At 60.3% G+C, this 16,259-nt stretch carries 12 protein-coding genes; 1 reads left to right on the top strand and 11 read right to left on the bottom strand.

Annotated elements, in window-relative coordinates; genetic code table 11:
• Positions 1-152: 152 nt before the first annotated feature.
• From ACEN8Q_RS08865 to ACEN8Q_RS08820, 10 genes are all read right to left on the bottom strand, one after another.
• The gene (locus tag ACEN8Q_RS08865; protein WP_413423496.1) at positions 153-2,108 is read right to left on the bottom strand and encodes an acetoacetate--CoA ligase; all 1,956 of its coding nucleotides are present in this window, start codon (positions 2,106-2,108) and stop codon (positions 153-155) included.
• 120 nt (positions 2,109-2,228) lie between these two features.
• Positions 2,229-3,002 carry a 3-hydroxybutyrate dehydrogenase gene (locus ACEN8Q_RS08860; protein WP_413705013.1) on the bottom strand — a complete coding sequence of 258 codons (774 nt, stop codon included), beginning with the start codon at positions 3,000-3,002 and terminating at the stop codon, positions 2,229-2,231.
• Positions 3,003-3,009: 7 nt separating this feature from the next.
• A complete protein-coding gene (locus ACEN8Q_RS08855; protein WP_413705012.1) occupies positions 3,010-4,401 on the bottom strand; it encodes a GntP family permease in 1,392 nt (463 codons plus the stop codon).
• 285 nt (positions 4,402-4,686) lie between these two features.
• Positions 4,687-6,102: a sigma-54 interaction domain-containing protein gene (locus ACEN8Q_RS08850; protein ID WP_413705011.1), complete on the bottom strand. Its 1,416-nt coding sequence runs from the start codon at positions 6,100-6,102 to the stop codon at positions 4,687-4,689.
• A 140-nt stretch (positions 6,103-6,242) separates the two neighbouring features.
• Positions 6,243-7,820 carry an ABC transporter ATP-binding protein gene (locus tag ACEN8Q_RS08845; protein ID WP_413423488.1) on the bottom strand — a complete coding sequence of 526 codons (1,578 nt, stop codon included), beginning with the start codon at positions 7,818-7,820 and terminating at the stop codon, positions 6,243-6,245.
• 13 nt (positions 7,821-7,833) lie between these two features.
• Positions 7,834-8,856 carry an ABC transporter permease gene (locus tag ACEN8Q_RS08840; protein ID WP_413423486.1) on the bottom strand — a complete coding sequence of 341 codons (1,023 nt, stop codon included), beginning with the start codon at positions 8,854-8,856 and terminating at the stop codon, positions 7,834-7,836.
• Positions 8,856-9,917, bottom strand: coding sequence for a microcin C ABC transporter permease YejB (locus ACEN8Q_RS08835; RefSeq protein ID WP_413705010.1), 1,062 nt, complete (start codon positions 9,915-9,917; stop codon positions 8,856-8,858). The genes ACEN8Q_RS08840 and ACEN8Q_RS08835 overlap by 1 nt, the downstream gene beginning before the upstream one ends.
• Complete coding sequence (locus tag ACEN8Q_RS08830; protein WP_413423482.1) at positions 9,917-11,785, bottom strand: extracellular solute-binding protein; 1,869 nt, start codon at positions 11,783-11,785, stop codon at positions 9,917-9,919. The genes ACEN8Q_RS08835 and ACEN8Q_RS08830 overlap by 1 nt, the downstream gene beginning before the upstream one ends.
• Positions 11,786-11,920: 135 nt before the next feature.
• On the bottom strand, positions 11,921-12,202 hold the full coding sequence (locus ACEN8Q_RS08825) for a peptidylprolyl isomerase (protein WP_007984657.1): 282 nt from the start codon (positions 12,200-12,202) through the stop codon (positions 11,921-11,923).
• A gap of 107 nt (positions 12,203-12,309) precedes the next feature.
• Positions 12,310-13,191 carry an esterase/lipase family protein gene (locus tag ACEN8Q_RS08820; protein WP_413705009.1) on the bottom strand — a complete coding sequence of 294 codons (882 nt, stop codon included), beginning with the start codon at positions 13,189-13,191 and terminating at the stop codon, positions 12,310-12,312.
• Between the two features lie 338 nt (positions 13,192-13,529).
• Between ACEN8Q_RS08820 and ACEN8Q_RS08815 the strand changes: the two genes are divergently transcribed.
• Positions 13,530-14,594: a hypothetical protein gene (locus ACEN8Q_RS08815; RefSeq protein ID WP_413423480.1), complete on the top strand. Its 1,065-nt coding sequence runs from the start codon at positions 13,530-13,532 to the stop codon at positions 14,592-14,594.
• A 60-nt stretch (positions 14,595-14,654) separates the two neighbouring features.
• Here the strand turns inward: ACEN8Q_RS08815 and ACEN8Q_RS08810 are convergent, their stop codons facing one another.
• A complete protein-coding gene (locus ACEN8Q_RS08810; protein ID WP_413705008.1) occupies positions 14,655-15,731 on the bottom strand; it encodes a 3-deoxy-7-phosphoheptulonate synthase in 1,077 nt (358 codons plus the stop codon).
• Positions 15,732-16,259: the final 528 nt, after the last annotated feature.

Below are 16,259 nucleotides of genomic sequence, written 5' to 3'. Positions count from 1 at the left end.
CTGAGTCGCTTTATCTGGCAACCATTCTTGCACAGGTTGTTGTAGGAGCGAGCCCGCTCGCGATGGTCGTCAACGATTACGCTGGTTGCCAGGTGCCCCGCGGCGCTCTCGGGTTTATCGCGAGCAAGCTCGCTCCTACAGGTAACCATATTTCAATCCAGGAGTTCGGGTCTGTTCCGGTACTGCTCCAGCGCTTCGGGATTGGCCAGCGCATCGGTGTTCTTCACCTTCTGCCCATGCACCACATTACGCACCGCCAGCTCAACGACTTTGCCACTGATGGTCCGGGGAATGTCGGTGACCGCGACGATTTTCGCCGGTACATGACGCGGCGTGGTGTTGGCGCGAATCGTCTGGCGGATCTGCTGTTGCAATGCCTCGTCCAGTTCGAGCCCTTCGCGCAGCTTTACGAACAGCACCACCCGCACGTCATCCTGCCATTGTTGACCGATGGCCACGCTGTCGAGCACCTGCGGGATTTTTTCCACCTGGCGATAGATTTCCGCCGTGCCGATGCGCACGCCGCCGGGGTTGAGCACGGCATCCGAGCGGCCGTGGATCATCATCCCGCCATGGGGCAGTTGTTCGGCGTAGTCACCCTGGGCCCAGACGCCGGGGAACAGACTGAAATAGGATTTGCGCAGCTTTTCGCCATCGGCATCGTTCCACAGGCCAACGGGAATTGCCGGGAAGTGGCGGGTGCACACCAGTTCGCCTTTTTCGCCGATCACCGGTTGGCCGGCGTCGTTCCACACTTCGACGGCCATGCCCAGGCTCTTGCCCATGATTTCGCCACGCCGCACTGGCGACACAGGGTTGCCGTTGACGAAGCACGAGACGATGTCGGTGCCGCCGGACATCGAGGCCAGGCACACGTCAGCCTTGAAGTCGCGATAAACGAAGTCGTAACTCTGCGGCGACAGCGCCGAGCCGGTGCAAAGCAAGGTCTTGAGGCTGCCCAGGTCATGACTTTCACGCGGCTTGATGCCGCTGCTTTCCAGGGTCGCGAGAAATTTCGGGCTGGTGCCAAAGACATTGATGGACTCGTCGTCGATCAGGTCGATCAAGCGTTGCGGGTCGGGATGGAACGGCGAGCCGTCATACAGCACCACGGAGCTGCCTGTCGCCAACGCCGACACCAGCCAGTTCCACATCATCCAGCCGCAGGTGGTGTAGTAGAACAGGCGTTCGCCGGGGCCGAGATCACAATGCAAGCCGTGTTCCTTGACGTGTTGCAGGAGTACGCCGCCGGTGCTGTGGATGATGCATTTGGGTACGCCGGTGGTGCCGCTGGAGTAGAGGATGTACAGCGGGTGGGCGAAGGGCACCGGGACGAAATCCGGTTCGCCGCCGGGCTCGTAGAAATCGTCCCACAGCGTCACGTTGGCCGGGGTGCGGAAATGTTCGATCCGCGTATGCGGCCGCCCATACGGCAGGATGATCAACTGCTGCAACGACGGCAGGCGTTCGAGGATTTCGTTGACCTTGGCGGTCTGGTCGATCTCCTTGCCGGCATAGCGATAACCGGCGCAGGTCACCAGCACTTTCGGTTCGATCTGGCCGAAGCGGTCAACCACCCCTTGAGTGCCGAAGTCCGGTGAAGAACAGGACCAGACCGCGCCAAGACTGGTGGTGGCGAGCATCGCCACCAGGGTTTGCCAGGTGTTGGGCATGCAGGCGGCGACCCGGTCACCCACACCGACGCCGGCGGCGATCAAACCGTTCTGAAAACCGGCAACCTGTTCTGCCAGTTCGGCCCAGGTCAGGTGTTCGCGTTGACCGTTTTCCCCGATGGCGACCACGGCCACCGCATCGTCGCGACGCAGCAGCAAGTGTTCGGCAAAGTTCAGGGTCGCGCCGGGAAACCACTGGGCGCTGGGCATCTCAGGGCCTTCGAGCAGCACGGTGTCGGGTTGTTCATGAAAACGAATGTCGAAGAAATCGACGATCGCCTGCCAGAAGTCGGGACGTTGCTCGATGGACCATTGGTGCAGGGCAGGGTAGTCGTCAATCTTGAGGTGATACCGCTGATTGACGAAGCGCCGGAAAGCCTCCATGCGCGTCTTGCCAATGCGTTTGGCGTCGGGTTGCCAGAGGATGTCGGACATGGTTTGCCTCTTCTTATGTCTGTAGATCCATTCGCGAGCAAGCCCGCTCCCACATGGAAATGCGATCCCCTGTGGGAGCGGGCTTGCTCGCGAAGAACGATAACGCGGTCCATCGGCCAGTTACTGCGCCAGCCACCCACCATCCACATTCCACGCCGCGCCACGCACCTGGCTGCCGGCATCGCTGCACAGGAACAGCACCAGTTCACCCAGTTGCGGCGGCGTCACAAACTCCAGCGATGGCTGCTTCTCGGCGAGCAAATCGTGCTGCGCCTGCTGCAGATCGACTCCACTGGCGGCACGATCGTCGATCTGCTTTTGCACCAGTGGCGTCAGTACCCAGCCCGGGCAGATCGCGTTGCAGGTGACCTGGGTGGTCGCGGTTTCCAGGGCGACCACTTTGGTCAGGCCGATCACCCCATGCTTGGCCGCGACATAGGCTGACTTGCCCACCGAGCCGACCAGACCATGCACCGAGGCGATGTTGATCACCCGGCCCCAACCCTTGGCGCGCATGCCCGGCAGACTCAAACGGGTGCTGTGGAACACCGACGACAGGTTGATGGCAATGATCGAATCCCAGCGTTCCACCGGAAACTCATCCACCGCTGCCACGTGTTGAATACCAGCATTATTGACCAGAATGTCGACGCCGCCGAACTCGCGATCGGCGTAGGCGATCATGTCGGCAATTTGCGCCGGATCGCTGACATCGGCCGGGTGATGGCCGACCTTGCCGCCGAACTGTTGCACCTCGGCGATCACGCTGGAGGCATCGCCGAAGCCGTTGAGGATCAGGTTGGCCCCGGCCTTGGCCAGGCTGAGGGCAATCCCCAGGCCGATGCCGCTGGTGGAGCCGGTGACCAGTGCGGTCTTGCCCGAAAGAGTCGTCATGAATACCTCACACAATGCCAGTGGCGTAGAAGGTGCCGATCACCACGAAAACCGCCAGGGTCTTGATCAGCGTAATACAGAAAATGTCTTTATAAGCCTCGCGGTGGGTCAGCCCGGTGACGGCCAACAGGGTAATCACCGCGCCGTTGTGCGGCAGGGTGTCCATGCCGCCGCTGGCCATCGCGGCGACCCGGTGCAGCACTTCCAGCGGAATGTTCGCCGCATGGGCGGCGCTGATGAACTGCTCGGACATCGCCGCCAGCGCGATGCTCATGCCACCCGAGGCGGACCCGGTGATGCCGGCCAGCAGGGTCACGGTAATCGCTTCGTTGACCAATGGATTGGGAATGCTCTTGAGCCAGTCGGCCAACACCAGAAAGCCGGGCAGGGACGCGATCACGGCACCGAAACCATATTCCGAGGCGGTGTTCATGGCCGCCAGCAGCGCACCGCTGACCGCGCTTTTACTGCCTTCGGCGAGTTTGCGGCTGATCGCCTTGTAGCCGAACGCCAGCACCATGAGGATGCCCACCAACAGCGCAGCCTGGACCGCCCAGATCGCCGTGAGCTTGGCGATGTCCGTGGTCACCGGCGCGGCCATGCCCGGCAGCGCGAGGCTGTGGGTCTTGCCGTACCACTGGGGAATCCACTGGGTGAACAGCAGGTTCATGATGCCCACTGCCAGCAGCGGAGACAGGGCGATCCAAGGATTGGGCAGTTTGATGTCGGCGGCGGTTTCCGGCTCGTTGCGCAGGTCCGAACCATAGCCCTCACCGGTACGCTGGGCCTTGTTGCGCTGGCGCTGGAGAAACAGCATGCCGGCGCAGAACACGAAGATCGTGCCGATCACGCCCAGCCACGGTGCAGCCCAGGCAGTGGTGTTGAAGAAGGTGCTGGGGATGATGTTCTGGATCTGCGGCGTGCCAGGCAGGGCGTCCATGGTGAACGAGAAGGCGCCGAGGGCAATGGTCGCGGGAATCAGCCGCTTGGGGATGTTGCTCTGGCGGAACATTTCAGCGGCAAACGGATAGACCGCGAACACCACCACAAACAACGATACGCCGCCGTAGGTCAGCAGGGCGCAGACCAGCACGATCACCAGCATCGCCTGGCGGGTGCCGAGCAGGCGAATCGCGGCCGCGACGATGGAGCGCGAGAAGCCGGACAGTTCGATCAACTTGCCGAACACCGCGCCGAGCAGGAACACCGGGAAATACAGCTTGATGAAACCGACCATTTTTTCCATGAACACCCCGGTGAAAGCGGGGGCGACGGCAGACGGGTCGGTCAGCAGGACAGCGCCGAGGGCGGCAATCGGGGCAAAAAGGATAACGCTGTAGCCACGGTAGGCAGCCAGCATCAGCAGCGCGAGGGCTGCCAAGGCAATGATCACACTCATGGTGTGTCTCCTGGTTTGTTATTTTTGTAGGGTGAAACTTGACAGGAGAGGCGTATAGCGAGTTTTGTGCCAGATGCTTAACTTGTTGAAATATAAGGATATATTTTGATCTGGTTGATGCTGTAAGGAAATATTGTCTCTGTATTGAGACCTTTTTCGGTAGTGCCGGCCTCTTCGCGAGCAAGCCCGCTCCCACAGTTGACCGAGTTGGTCAGTGGAACACCCTATCCTGTAGGAGCGAGCTTGCTCGCGATGGACGTTCTATAAAAGGAGATATATGTCTCTTTAGTGAGACTCTGCAATTCCCAAAGCCACCATCTTTTTGTACAACGTCGACCGACCCAGCCCCAACCGCACCGCTGCATCAATCACCTTGCCCCCACATTGCGCGAGGGTCGTTTCGATCAGTTGCCGGTCAAACCGCTCCCGCGCCGCACTGAACGTCTCGTGGGCAATCGGTTCGATGGCCAATGGCGCCACGCGCTCCACCGGGGTGAACGTACCAATCGCTGCACGGATGTCCGCCACCGTCAGGCGCAAGTCATCACTGAGCAAAGCGGCCCGTTCCAGCACATTGCGCAGTTCCCGGATGTTCCCCGGCCAGGCGTGTTGCCCCAACAGTTCCAGGGCTTCGTGGTGCAGTTCATGCTGGCTGCGCAGCTCCTCAAGAATCGCCTCGCTGAGCGCCGGCACGTCATCGAGGCGATCGCGCAGGGGCGGAACCTGGATCGGCAACACATTGAGCCGGTAATACAGGTCGGCGCGGAATTCGCCACGCTTGATGGCCGCCTCGAGGTCCGTGGAGGTCGCGGCGATCACCCGCACATCGCTCTGGATCACCTCGTTGGAGCCCACCGGCTCGAATTCCTTTTCCTGCAATACCCGCAGCAGCTTGCTTTGCAGGGGCAGCGGCATGTCGCCGATTTCATCGAGGAACAACGTGCCGCCCTGGGCGATTTGCAGTTTGCCAGCACGGCCCTTGCGGTCGGCACCGGTATACGCGCCGGGGGCGGTGCCGAAGAATTCGGCTTCCAGCAACGATTCAGGAATCGCCGCGCTGTTGATGCTCACGAACGCCTTGTGCGCACGGGGCGAGGCGTTGTGGATGGCCTGGGCCAGCAACTCCTTGCCGGTACCGGTTTCGCCGAGCAGCAGCACCGGCGATTCGGTACTCGCACTGCGCCGGGCGCGACGTTTGACTTCCAGGCTGGCGGCACTGGTGCCGATGAAGTGGGCGAAGTTGTATTTGGTCTGTCGCGCCCGCAGCAGCGAGCGGGTGGAAGCCAGTTCTTCCTGCATGCTCATGTAGCGCTTGAGCATCGGCGACAGGCTGCGCAATTCGTCGAACAGGGCGAAACCGATGGCGCCGATCACCACGCCGGCATCGTCGTGAATCGGCAGGCGCATGACCACCAGCGGCTCTTTGGGGGTGTCTTGCATATCCAGCAAAATCGGCCGGCCGGTGCGCACCACCTCACGCAACAGGCTGCCGGGGATCACGCTTTCGCAGGGTTTGCCAATCGCCACTTGCGCCGATTGCAGGCCAAAGCGCCGGGCATAGCGCTCGTTCATCCAGACGATGTTGGCATCGCGGTCGACAATCACCGTGCCCTCGCTCGATTGCTCGATGATCTCGAACAACGAGCGGATTGCCAGCAAGCGAACGCGCTGGTAGTCCTTGAGGCTTTCGGTGGTGTTCATGGGGGCTGATCCTGATTATGTATTGCCTGTGCTGGCCTCTTCGCGAGCAAGCCCGCTCCCACAGGGGATTTGTGCACGACACAGATCAATTGTGGGAGCGGGCTTGCTCGCGAAGGCCGCGATGCGGTCTAACGGCAAGATTATGCCTGCCCCAACAACGCCGCCGCCAACAGCTCCTTGGTGTACGGATGCTGCGGTGAGGCAAACACCTCATGGCTGGCGCCGCGTTCCACCACTTTGCCGTCCTTGACCACGATCATGTCGTGGGCCAGGGCGCGCACCACCGCCAGGTCATGGCTGATGAACAGATAGGTCAAGCCGTGTTTTTCCTGAAGCTGGCGGAGCAGGGCGACCACCTGTTTCTGCACCGTGCGGTCCAGCGCCGAGGTCGGTTCGTCGAGCAGGATCAGCGCCGGCTTCAGCACCAGCGCCCGGGCGATGGCGATGCGCTGGCGCTGTCCACCGGAGAATTCGTGGGGATAGCGATGGCGGCTTTGCGGGTCGAGGCCGACTTCGCTCAGTGCCCGGATCACTTCGGCATTGCATTCTTCAGCGCTCAACTGGCTGTGCACTTCCAGGCCCTCGCTGATGATCTGCGCTACCGACATGCGCGGACTGAGGCTGCCGAAGGGGTCCTGGAACACCACCTGCATCTTCTTGCGCCATGGGCGTAGCTGCTTTTGCGTCAGGCCATCCAGCGCCTGGCCTTGAAAGCGGATGCTGCCTTCGGAGTCGAGCAAACGCAGGATCGCCTGGCCGAGTGTGGACTTGCCGGAACCGGATTCGCCGACAATGCCCAGGGTCTTGCCACGTTGAATGTTCAGGCTGATGCCATCGACGGCCCGCAGCCAGGTCTTGCGCTGAAACAGGCCTCCACCGACGGGAAACCGCACCTGCAGGTTATCCACCTCCAGCACGTTTTCGCGCGCGTCCCGGGGCAAGGCCTGGCCCTCGGGTTCGGCGTGCAGCAATACGCAGCTGTAAGGGTGCTTCGGCTCGGTGAAAAGGATCTCGCAAGGCGCCTGCTCGACGATTTCCCCGGCCTTCATCACGCACACGCGCTGGGCGATGCTGCGCACCAGATTGAGGTCATGGCTGATCAGCAGCAGCGACATGCCCAGCCGCTGTTGCAGGGATTTGAGCAACAGCAGGATCTTGCGCTGCACCGTCACGTCCAGCGCGGTGGTCGGCTCGTCGGCAATCAGCAGTTCCGGTTCGCACGCCAGGGCCATGGCGATCATCACCCGCTGGCGCTGGCCGCCGGACAATTGATGGGGATAGGCCTTGAGGCGTTCTTCGGGTTTCTGGATGCCCACCAGGTGCAGCAATTCAAGGATCCGCGCTTGCGCGGCTTTGCCCGCCAGGCCTTTGTGTACCAGCAAGGTTTCACCGATCTGCTTTTCGATGCTGTGCAGCGGGTTGAGGGAGGTCATCGGCTCCTGGAAAATCATCGCTATGCGATTGCCGCGCAGTTGTCGCAACTTGCCGGTATCGGCGCCCACCAGTTCCTGGCCGCGATAGCGAATGCTGCCGGTTGTCTCGGTGTCGGTTTGCGGCAGCAACTGGAGGATCGAGTGGGCCGTCACTGACTTGCCCGACCCCGATTCGCCCACCAGCGCCAGGCATTCGCCGGGGCGGATGTCCAGGCACAGATTGCGCACCACGGCCTGCCCGCTGAAGGCCACGCTGAGGTCACGGATTTCGATCAGGTTGGTCATATCAACATCCACATCATGACCGGGGATCAAACGCGTCGCGCAGTGCTTCGCCAATGAACACCAGTAAAGAAAGAATCAGCGCCAGGGTGAAGAACGCCGTCAGGCCCAGCCACGGCGCCTGCAGGTTTTGCTTGCCCTGACCGATCAGTTCACCCAGGGACGCGCTGCCGGCAGGCATGCCGAAGCCGAGGAAGTCCAGCGCGGTCAGGGTGGAAATCGCTCCGGTGAGAATGAACGGCAAGTAGCTCAAGGTCGCGTTCATCGCGTTGGGCAGAATGTGTCGCACGATGACTTTGCGGTCAGTCAGGCCCAGTGCGCGTGCGGCCTTGACGTATTCCAGGTTGCGCCCGCGCAGGAACTCCGCGCGCACCACGTCCACCAGGGCCAGCCATGAAAACAGCGCCATGATTCCCAGCAGCCACCAGAAATTCGGCTCGACGAAGCCCGACAGGATGATCAGCAGGTACAGCACTGGTAACCCCGACCACACCTCCAGCAGACGCTGGCCAAGCAAATCCACCCAGCCGCCGTAATAGCCTTGCAGTGCCCCGGCCGCGATGCCGATCAGGGCACTGACAAACGTCAGCATCAAGGCAAACAGGATCGACACCCGGGCACCGAAGATCACCCGGGCCAGCACGTCCCGTGCCTGGTCGTCGGTGCCCAGCCAATTGACGCTGGAGGGCGGACTGGGGGCGGGTTTGTTCAGGTCGTAATTAGGGGTGTCATCACTGAACGGAATCGGCGGAAACAGCAACCAGCCACCGTCCTTCTTGATCAGCTTCTGTACATAGTCGCTGCGGTAGTCGGCCTGAAACGGCAGTTGCCCGCCGAACTCCTGTTCGGTGTGGCGCTTGAAGACCGGGAAGTACCACTGGCCTTGATAGCTGACCAATAACGGTTTGTCATTGGCGATCAGCTCGCCGCCCAGGGTCATCAGGAACAGGCCGACAAACAGCCAGAGCGACCACCAGCCCCGACGGTTTTTCTTGAATCGCTCGAAACGGCGACGCGCCAGCGGTGAAAGCTTGAGCATCAGCCGTTCCTCGCGGCGAAGTCGATACGCGGGTCGACCAGGGTGTAGCAGAGGTCGCCGACCAGTTTTATCAGAAGGCCGAACAGGGTGAAGATGAACAACGAGCCGAACACCACCGGATAGTCCCGTGATACCGCCGCTTCGTAGCTCATGCGGCCCAGGCCGTCGAGGGAGAAGATCACTTCGATCAGCAGGGAACCGGCAAAAAAGACACTGATGAACGCCTGGGGAATGCCCGACACCACCAGCAGCATGGCGTTGCGGAATACGTGTCCATAGAGCACACGTCGTTCACTCAAACCCTTGGCCCGGGCAGTGACCACGTACTGGCGGGTGATTTCATTGAGGAACGAGTTCTTGGTGAGGATGGTCAGTGTGGCGAAACCGCCGATCACCAGCGCGGTCACCGGTAACACCAGATGCCAGAAGTAGTCGGCCACTTTGCCAACGGTCGACAGCGATTCGAAGTTGTCCGAGACCAACCCGCGGACCGGAAACCAGTTCAGCGAAGTGCCACCGGCAAAGACCACGATCAGGAACATCGCAAACAGGAACGCCGGCATGGCATAGCCGATGATGATCGCGGTACTGCTCCAGATGTCGAATTGGCTGCCATGGTGCACGGCCTTGCGGATGCCCAGGGGAATCGACACCAGGTAGGTGATCAGCGTCGCCCAGAGCCCGAGGGAAATGGTCACGGGCATTTTTTCGAGGATCAGGTCGGTGACGGTGGCGCCGCGGAAGAAACTCTTGCCGAAGTCCAGGCGCGCGTAGCTGGTGAGCATCAGCCAGAGGCGTTCGTGTGCCGGTTTATCGAAGCCGTACTGTTTTTCAATGTCCTTGATCAGCTGCGGATCGAGCCCGCGACTGGCCCGGGACTTGCCGCTCATGGTTTCGCCGGAGCCGCCGCCGACCGCAGCGCCGCCAATGCCTTGCAGGTGCGCTATGGCCTGTTCGACCGGCCCGCCCGGCGCGGCCTGGACGATGACAAAGTTGACCAGAAGAATGATCACCAGCGTCGGAATGATCAGCAGCAGGCGCCGTAATATGTAAGCCCACATCAGTGCGGCCCTCCGGGTTTGCCACGGCTGATACGCTCGGCGGTCATCTGTTGGTTGGTCAATGGCGTGGTGCTCATCTCCCACCAGCTTTCGATGGCTTCGTCATTGCTCGCTTGCACGTTCGGGATGCCGAAGCGGTTCCACCACACTGTAGAGGTTCCCGGCGGGTAGTAGTTGGGAATCCAGTAGTAGTTCCATTGCAGCACCCGGTCCAGGGCGTGGGCGTAATGCAGCATGTCGGCCTGGGTATTGGCGCGGATCAGCCCGGTGATCAGAGTGTCCACTGCCGGGTTCTTCAACACCATGTAATTGTTTGATCCCGGGTCGGTGGCCGCCGCCGAACTGAAATAGTTGAGCAGTTCGTTTCCCGGAGACGTGGTGACCGGGTAGCCGGTGACGATCATGTCGTAGTCGCGGCTCATCAGGCGATTGACGTACTGGGACGAGTCGATGCGGCGGATGTTCAGGTCGATGCCAATCTGTTTCAACGTGCGTTTATAGGGCAACAGCAGGCGGTCCATGCCGTTCTGACTGACCAGGAACGTAAAACTCAAAGGCTCGCCGTCGGCATTGACCAGTTGATCGCCTTTGGGTTTCCAGCCGGCCTGTTCGAGCAAGTCCAGGGCCTGCAACTGCTTGTCGCGAATCACGCCGCTGCCATCGGTCTTCGGCGCCTCGAACACTTTAGTGAAGACTTCGTCGGGAATCTGCCCGCGCAGCGGTTCGAGAATCGCCAGCTCACCCGCGTCCGGCAGTTTGCGGGCAGCAAGATCAGTATTGGAGAAAAAGCTCTGCTGGCGGATGTACATGTCGCGCATCATCTGCCGGTTGCTCCACTCGAAGTCCCACAGCATCACCAGGGCCTGGCGCACGCGACGGTCCTGGAACATGGGCTTTTGCAGATTGAACACAAAACCCTGGGCCGGCTGCGGCGCTTCGGTGGCGAGGTGGGCCTTTTGCAGGCGACCGTCGCTCAGGGCCGGGCTGTCGTAGCCGATGGAATAGCTGGTGGCGGAAAATTCGCGATTGTAGTCATAGGCGCCACCGCGCAGGACCTGGCGCGCCACGTCGGTATCGCCGAAGTACTCGATGCTGAAATGATCGAAGTTGTACAGGCCACGGCTGACCGGCAGGTCTTTACCCCACCAGTCGGGATTGCGCTCGAACGTGATGCTGCGCCCGGAATCGATCTTGCCGACTTTATAGGGACCGCTGCCCAACGGCGCTTCATAGCCGCCGCCACTGGCGAAGTCGCGGGTCTTCCACCAGTGTTCGGGAAACACCGGCAGGGTCGCGATATCCAGCGGCAGGGTGCGATTTTCGCTGTTCCTGAAATCAAAGCGGATGGTTAGCGGCGATTCCACTTCGACGCCTTTGACGTCGGCGAACTGGGTGCGGTAACGCAGGCTGCCCTGGGTCATCAGCAGGTCGAAGGTGTAGCGCACGTCTTCGGCGGTAATCGGTTTGCCATCGGCAAAGCGCGCTTTGGGGTTGAGGTAAAAGCGTAGCGACAGGCCGTCCCCGGAGCGCTCCATTTTCTCTGCCACCAGGCCGTACACGGTGTACGGCTCGTCCAGCGAGCGCTGGGCCAGCGGTGAATAGAGCAAGCCGTCGATCTGTGTGACGCCGATGCCTTTGTCGATGTAAGGCAAGACATGGTCGAACTGACCGATTTCGATTGCCGAGCGCCGCATCGTGCCGCCCTTGGGGGCCTGCGGGTTGGTGTAGGCGAAATGACTGAAGCCGGCAGGGTATTTTGCCGGTTCGCCGTACACGGTCATTGCCGGTTGCGGTGCTGCATTCACACCCGCGGCACCCGACAACAGGGCCACGGTCGTGAACAACAAGGTAGTGAAAGCCAGTCGCATTTTCAGCCTTAGAGCCGGGTGGTCGTTAACCACAATTTGTACGCTAGCGGCGCGTCCCTCGCCAGCCGAATTACGTGTCGGAAACACAACGGCCCACCAAAAGGCGGGCCGTTGTGTGAATAGCTCAAGCGTCGATCAGTCCTGACGGCTGGTCACTTCCAGCAGGTGGTAACCGAACTGGGTCTTGACCGGGCCCTGGACCACGTTGATCGGCGCGCTGAAGACCACGGTGTCGAATTCCTTGACCATCTGGCCCGGACCGAACGAACCCAGGTCACCGCCCTGGCGGCTGGAAGGGCAGGTGGAGTTTGCCTTGGCAACCTCGGCGAAGTCGGCGCCGGCCTCGATTTGAGCCTTGAGTTCGTTGCACTTGGCTTCCGAGGCAACAAGGATGTGACGGGCAGTGGCTTTAGCCATGGGAAAATACTCCTTTCAATACTCGATAAAGTGCTGAGCCTACCGGATTCAGTGAGCTATTTCTCCTCAAAGTTCCGTTCCACGCGGGATCCACGGCGGGTGACGCCTCAAAGACCGGCGTCTTTCAGTCGCCCGGCATGCTGGACATACAATTCAATCGGGTCGACTCCCGTGCGCAACTGGCCGGTCGGTTGGCCAATGGTGTCCAGATGATCCAGCGCATAGTCGGACCGGATGACCGTGCCCAGATGGGAACTGAAGCGACCGACCAAACCGTCGTTCTGCTCGCCTTCCGTGACGAAATAAACGGAAAGGGCCCGACACAGGGCATGGAGCGGATCGAGCGCATAGAGTCCTTCTTCGAGAACATTCGACTGCAGCACGCCGCTCCACGAGTAGTAACGAACACCGTTGACCCGTTCGCGCCCCTTGCCACCCCAAGTGGTCGGCAGGCCTTGCGGGTACTTGTCGTTGAATGCGCTTACGCCTTCGGTGGTCAGCGCATTGAGGGCCGCAATGGCACTCCGCGGTTGGTACTGATTGTCGCTTAATGTCGCGAGGAAGTCGGCGAAGACGGTCACCACCGTCTCGGCCACATGTTCCGGAAGGCAGCCCGGCGTCAAAGCCTTGCGCAGGAAATCGGCCAGTTCCGAGCCATGGTTCGGCCCGCTGACTGAAGTCACCGACGCGACCCTGTTTGGCGCAATCGCTGCGGCATAACGTGCAGTCAGTGCGCCCTGGCCATGGCCTATGAGGTTGACTTTGCTTGCACCGGTTCCTTCCAGTACCCGCTCGATCTGCGTGAGTAATTGGTCACCGCGTACCTCGTTGTCATGGGCGGCCGACAAATGGGGAACGAACACCCTTGCTCCGGCGTTCCTCAGCGCCTGCCTGATGTCGTGAAAGAGCTCGAACTTGCCGATTCTTTCGAAACCGAAAACGCCGTGGACCAGCAGTAACGGATAACAAGTGTTTGCATTCCTTTGCATATTCATACCTCAACGCAGAAGTTCATTGGGACTGCATGGCGTTTCACTCTAAAACACTCGAGGTTGGTGTGATGTATGAATAGTCCGCCGAAGCTTGCGAAAAGCGGAATAGAACAGGTACGAATGCTTAAGAGTGGTTGAGGCATTAGTCGGAATGGTTTGACGACTTTTCGCGGCAATCCGCTTGCTACTGATCAAAGACCTACTTCGGATATATCTTTTTTCCAGGCGAGCCGGAGCGAGGGGCTGACATCACTACTGTTGACCGTGAGATTAAATTGTCGTCATCCAACGCCGACCACCTGTTCGGCGTTCATTCCAGGGACTGGAGCGAATGAATGACTGTTTATGAACCCGATACCTTGAGTCTCGCGCAGCAACCTTTACCACTTCCCATACTTGAACAGGCGGAAAACGGCGTTCTGAACCCCGCTGACAGAAAAGCCGTCATCAGGGTTTTGCCTTATCCAGGCATGACCTGCGGCGACAAGTTGCTATTGCATTGGGCGGGGCTGGACGCCGATGGCCTTGCCTGCAATCTTCAGGTGGCACGCTTTGTCAGTGAGGACCGGGTCGGCGAGGACATGATCTTCACTGTGGGCAGCGCACCTATCGTGGCGCTTGACGGTGGCTCACTCGAAATCAGTTACTCACTCATGAGCAGCTGTTTTACGGAGCCTGTGAATTCCCATCGTTTGCAACTGTGCGTAGGTGATGTGCAATCGGACCTGTTGCCTGCGACGGTGAACGATACGATGGGTAGAACGCTTGATCCGGGTCGGGTGGAGGAAGGGGCGATCGTCACGATCAAACCCTATGCGCGCATGGCGGCAGGCGACTGGGTGTTGCTGTCCTGGGCTGGCGTTTCGATCGAAGGAAGTTTCAGTGACGCACTCAAGGTCGAGTCCTTTTCCGTGGGGGACGAACTGTCGTTTTGGGTGAGCCCGGAGTACATTGCGGCCAACCTGGGCTCCCGGGTTTCCGTCGACTATTGCGTCAAGCAAGCAGGGCATGGTCCCCGTTACTCTGAAGTAACGACACTGATGATCTGCAAGCCGGGGCGGGGGGCACTGCCAGCGCCCACTGTGCTGGAAGCAGACGAAGGTTGGGTGGATCTGCTTGATGCACAGGATGGCGTGACCATCGTCATCGAAAACCCCAGGGCTCAAAAAGGGGAGCTGGTTTACCTGAAATGTGACGGGGAGAGCTTCAATCACTGTGACGACCGCGAAATAACCAGAGACACGGCCGGCGAACCGTTGGTGTTCATAGTTCCCTACCGCTTCTGGATTGAGCATCGAGATTCTGCGATCCGTGTTTCCTATTCTGTCGAACGCCTTGATGACACTTGCCAGCATTCCGGGGCGACGCTGGTGAAGGTGCAGTCCCTGATGGGGCATTGATTGCCATTTGCCCTCCAGTCTTCGAATGAAGGCCGGAGGGCGGATGGATGATGCCGACTATCAGGCGTTGCCTTGCGCTCGCAGCCGATCTGCCGCTTCAAGCAACAGTTGTTCTGTTCCGGCCCAACCGAGGCAGCCATCGGTCACTGACACACCGTATTGCAATGACGAGCTCAACGGCTGGCAGCCCTCGAACAAATGGCTTTCGATCATCATGCCAATCAGCGAACGATCACCTTGCATACGTTGTTCAAGCACATCGTTGAACACGGCCGGCTGGCGCAACGGGTTTTTACCACTGTTGGCGTGACTGCAGTCGACCATGATACGAGCCGGAATCCTGAGCCTGGACAGGTCGCTGTTCACCTGCGCGACGCTGGCTCTGTCGTAGTTCGGTCCGCGATGGCCGCCGCGCAATACCAGGTGAGTGTCCGCATTGCCGGGGGTTTGAATGATCGCCGGGTGTCCCTGGCTATCGATACCGAAATGACGATGGGGGTGGGCCGCGGAGCGCATGGCGTCACTGGCGACAGCGACACCTCCGTCAGTCCCGTTCTTGAACCCTACAGGCATGCCCAGGCCGCTGGCCATTTCCCGATGGATCTGCGACTCCGTCGTCCGGGCGCCAATCGCCACCCAGCTCAACAGATCATCGAAGTAACCTGCCGCCATCGGTTGCAGCAGTTCAGTGGCCACGGGCAGGCCCAGGCGGAGCATTTCGCGCATCAGCTCGCGGGACAGCGTCAGGCCGGCGGCCATGTCATCGCTGCCATCCAGATGCGGGTCGTAGGCCAGGCCTTTCCAGCCAACCGTGGTACGGGGTTTTTCGACGTAGGCGCGCATCACCAGCAGCATCTGGTCGCTGACTTCGGCGGCGAGGCGGGCAAGGTTGCCGGCGTATTCGATGGCTGATTTCGGATCGTGTATCGAGCATGGGCCGACGATGACCAGCAGACGGGAATCTTCACCGTTGAGGATCGCCCGAACCGCTTGGCGGTGGGCGGCGACTTGCTGGATCAGGGCGTTGCCGAGGGGCAATTGCTGTTTGAGTTGCAATGAGCTGGGCAGGCGCAGGGTCAGCGCTTCATTGGCAGGGCTCAAGGTGGACAGCGGCAGTGCAGAGACGGACGAATTCATATTCAAGGCTTCCTGGGCTGGTGGCGGGTTCATGCCCGCGCGCTCGGCCCTACTGGGGTGTTCGACAATTGGCCAGATTGGCTGCGTGTGTGTGCTTGCCACCTGTGGGTGACCGATCGGAGGCGGCAGGCTGTCCCGAGCGGAGGGTGGTAAATCGCCAGGCGGTAAAACTGTCGTAACGGTAATAGGTGGCGTAGTTCATGTTCTGAATCCTCTGAATGACTGATGTGTCGCTAAAAGTGATGGGGCTGAAAAAACAAAACCCCCGGTCGGGAGGCCGACCGGGGGTTGAGAATTCTCTGGTGGCGACCCGTTTAAAGTGGGCGCCGTGTGGGTATCAGGCGCGCCAGTGGCTAAACCAATACCCAAAATAAAAGCTGACCGGAGCACAACCGTTGTTCACCCGGGCAGCCGCAACCGAGCGCAAGGCGCTGGCGGTACGAAGCTGCAAGAGAGTGTTGAACATGGTCTGTCTCCGATGGATGGACCGAGCTTACTAGAGGCCGGTACGCAGATTCAATCAGAAAA

Source organism: Pseudomonas sp. Pseusp16 (assembly GCF_047324915.1).
In the GTDB taxonomy this organism is placed as follows: Bacteria; Pseudomonadota; Gammaproteobacteria; order Pseudomonadales; family Pseudomonadaceae; genus Aquipseudomonas; species Aquipseudomonas fluorescens_CD.
The sequence above is the reverse complement of the archived record's forward strand: the minus strand, read 5'-3'. Positions and strand labels throughout refer to the sequence as shown.

Excerpts from the sequence above, each read along its gene's own strand:
- ACEN8Q_RS08865 (WP_413423496.1), bottom strand. The coding sequence starts at position 2,108 with ATGTCCGACATCCTCTGGCAACCCGACGCCAAACGCATTGGCAAGACG.
- ACEN8Q_RS08860 (WP_413705013.1), bottom strand. The coding sequence starts at position 3,002 with ATGACGACTCTTTCGGGCAAGACCGCACTGGTCACCGGCTCCACCAGC.
- ACEN8Q_RS08855 (WP_413705012.1), bottom strand. The coding sequence starts at position 4,401 with ATGAGTGTGATCATTGCCTTGGCAGCCCTCGCGCTGCTGATGCTGGCT.
- ACEN8Q_RS08850 (WP_413705011.1), bottom strand. The coding sequence starts at position 6,102 with ATGAACACCACCGAAAGCCTCAAGGACTACCAGCGCGTTCGCTTGCTG.
- ACEN8Q_RS08845 (WP_413423488.1), bottom strand. The coding sequence starts at position 7,820 with ATGACCAACCTGATCGAAATCCGTGACCTCAGCGTGGCCTTCAGCGGG.
- ACEN8Q_RS08840 (WP_413423486.1), bottom strand. The coding sequence starts at position 8,856 with ATGCTCAAGCTTTCACCGCTGGCGCGTCGCCGTTTCGAGCGATTCAAG.
- ACEN8Q_RS08835 (WP_413705010.1), bottom strand. The coding sequence starts at position 9,917 with ATGTGGGCTTACATATTACGGCGCCTGCTGCTGATCATTCCGACGCTG.
- ACEN8Q_RS08830 (WP_413423482.1), bottom strand. The coding sequence starts at position 11,785 with ATGCGACTGGCTTTCACTACCTTGTTGTTCACGACCGTGGCCCTGTTG.
- ACEN8Q_RS08825 (WP_007984657.1), bottom strand. The coding sequence starts at position 12,202 with ATGGCTAAAGCCACTGCCCGTCACATCCTTGTTGCCTCGGAAGCCAAG.
- ACEN8Q_RS08820 (WP_413705009.1), bottom strand. The coding sequence starts at position 13,191 with ATGCAAAGGAATGCAAACACTTGTTATCCGTTACTGCTGGTCCACGGC.
- ACEN8Q_RS08815 (WP_413423480.1), top strand. The coding sequence starts at position 13,530 with ATGACTGTTTATGAACCCGATACCTTGAGTCTCGCGCAGCAACCTTTA.
- ACEN8Q_RS08810 (WP_413705008.1), bottom strand. The coding sequence starts at position 15,731 with ATGAATTCGTCCGTCTCTGCACTGCCGCTGTCCACCTTGAGCCCTGCC.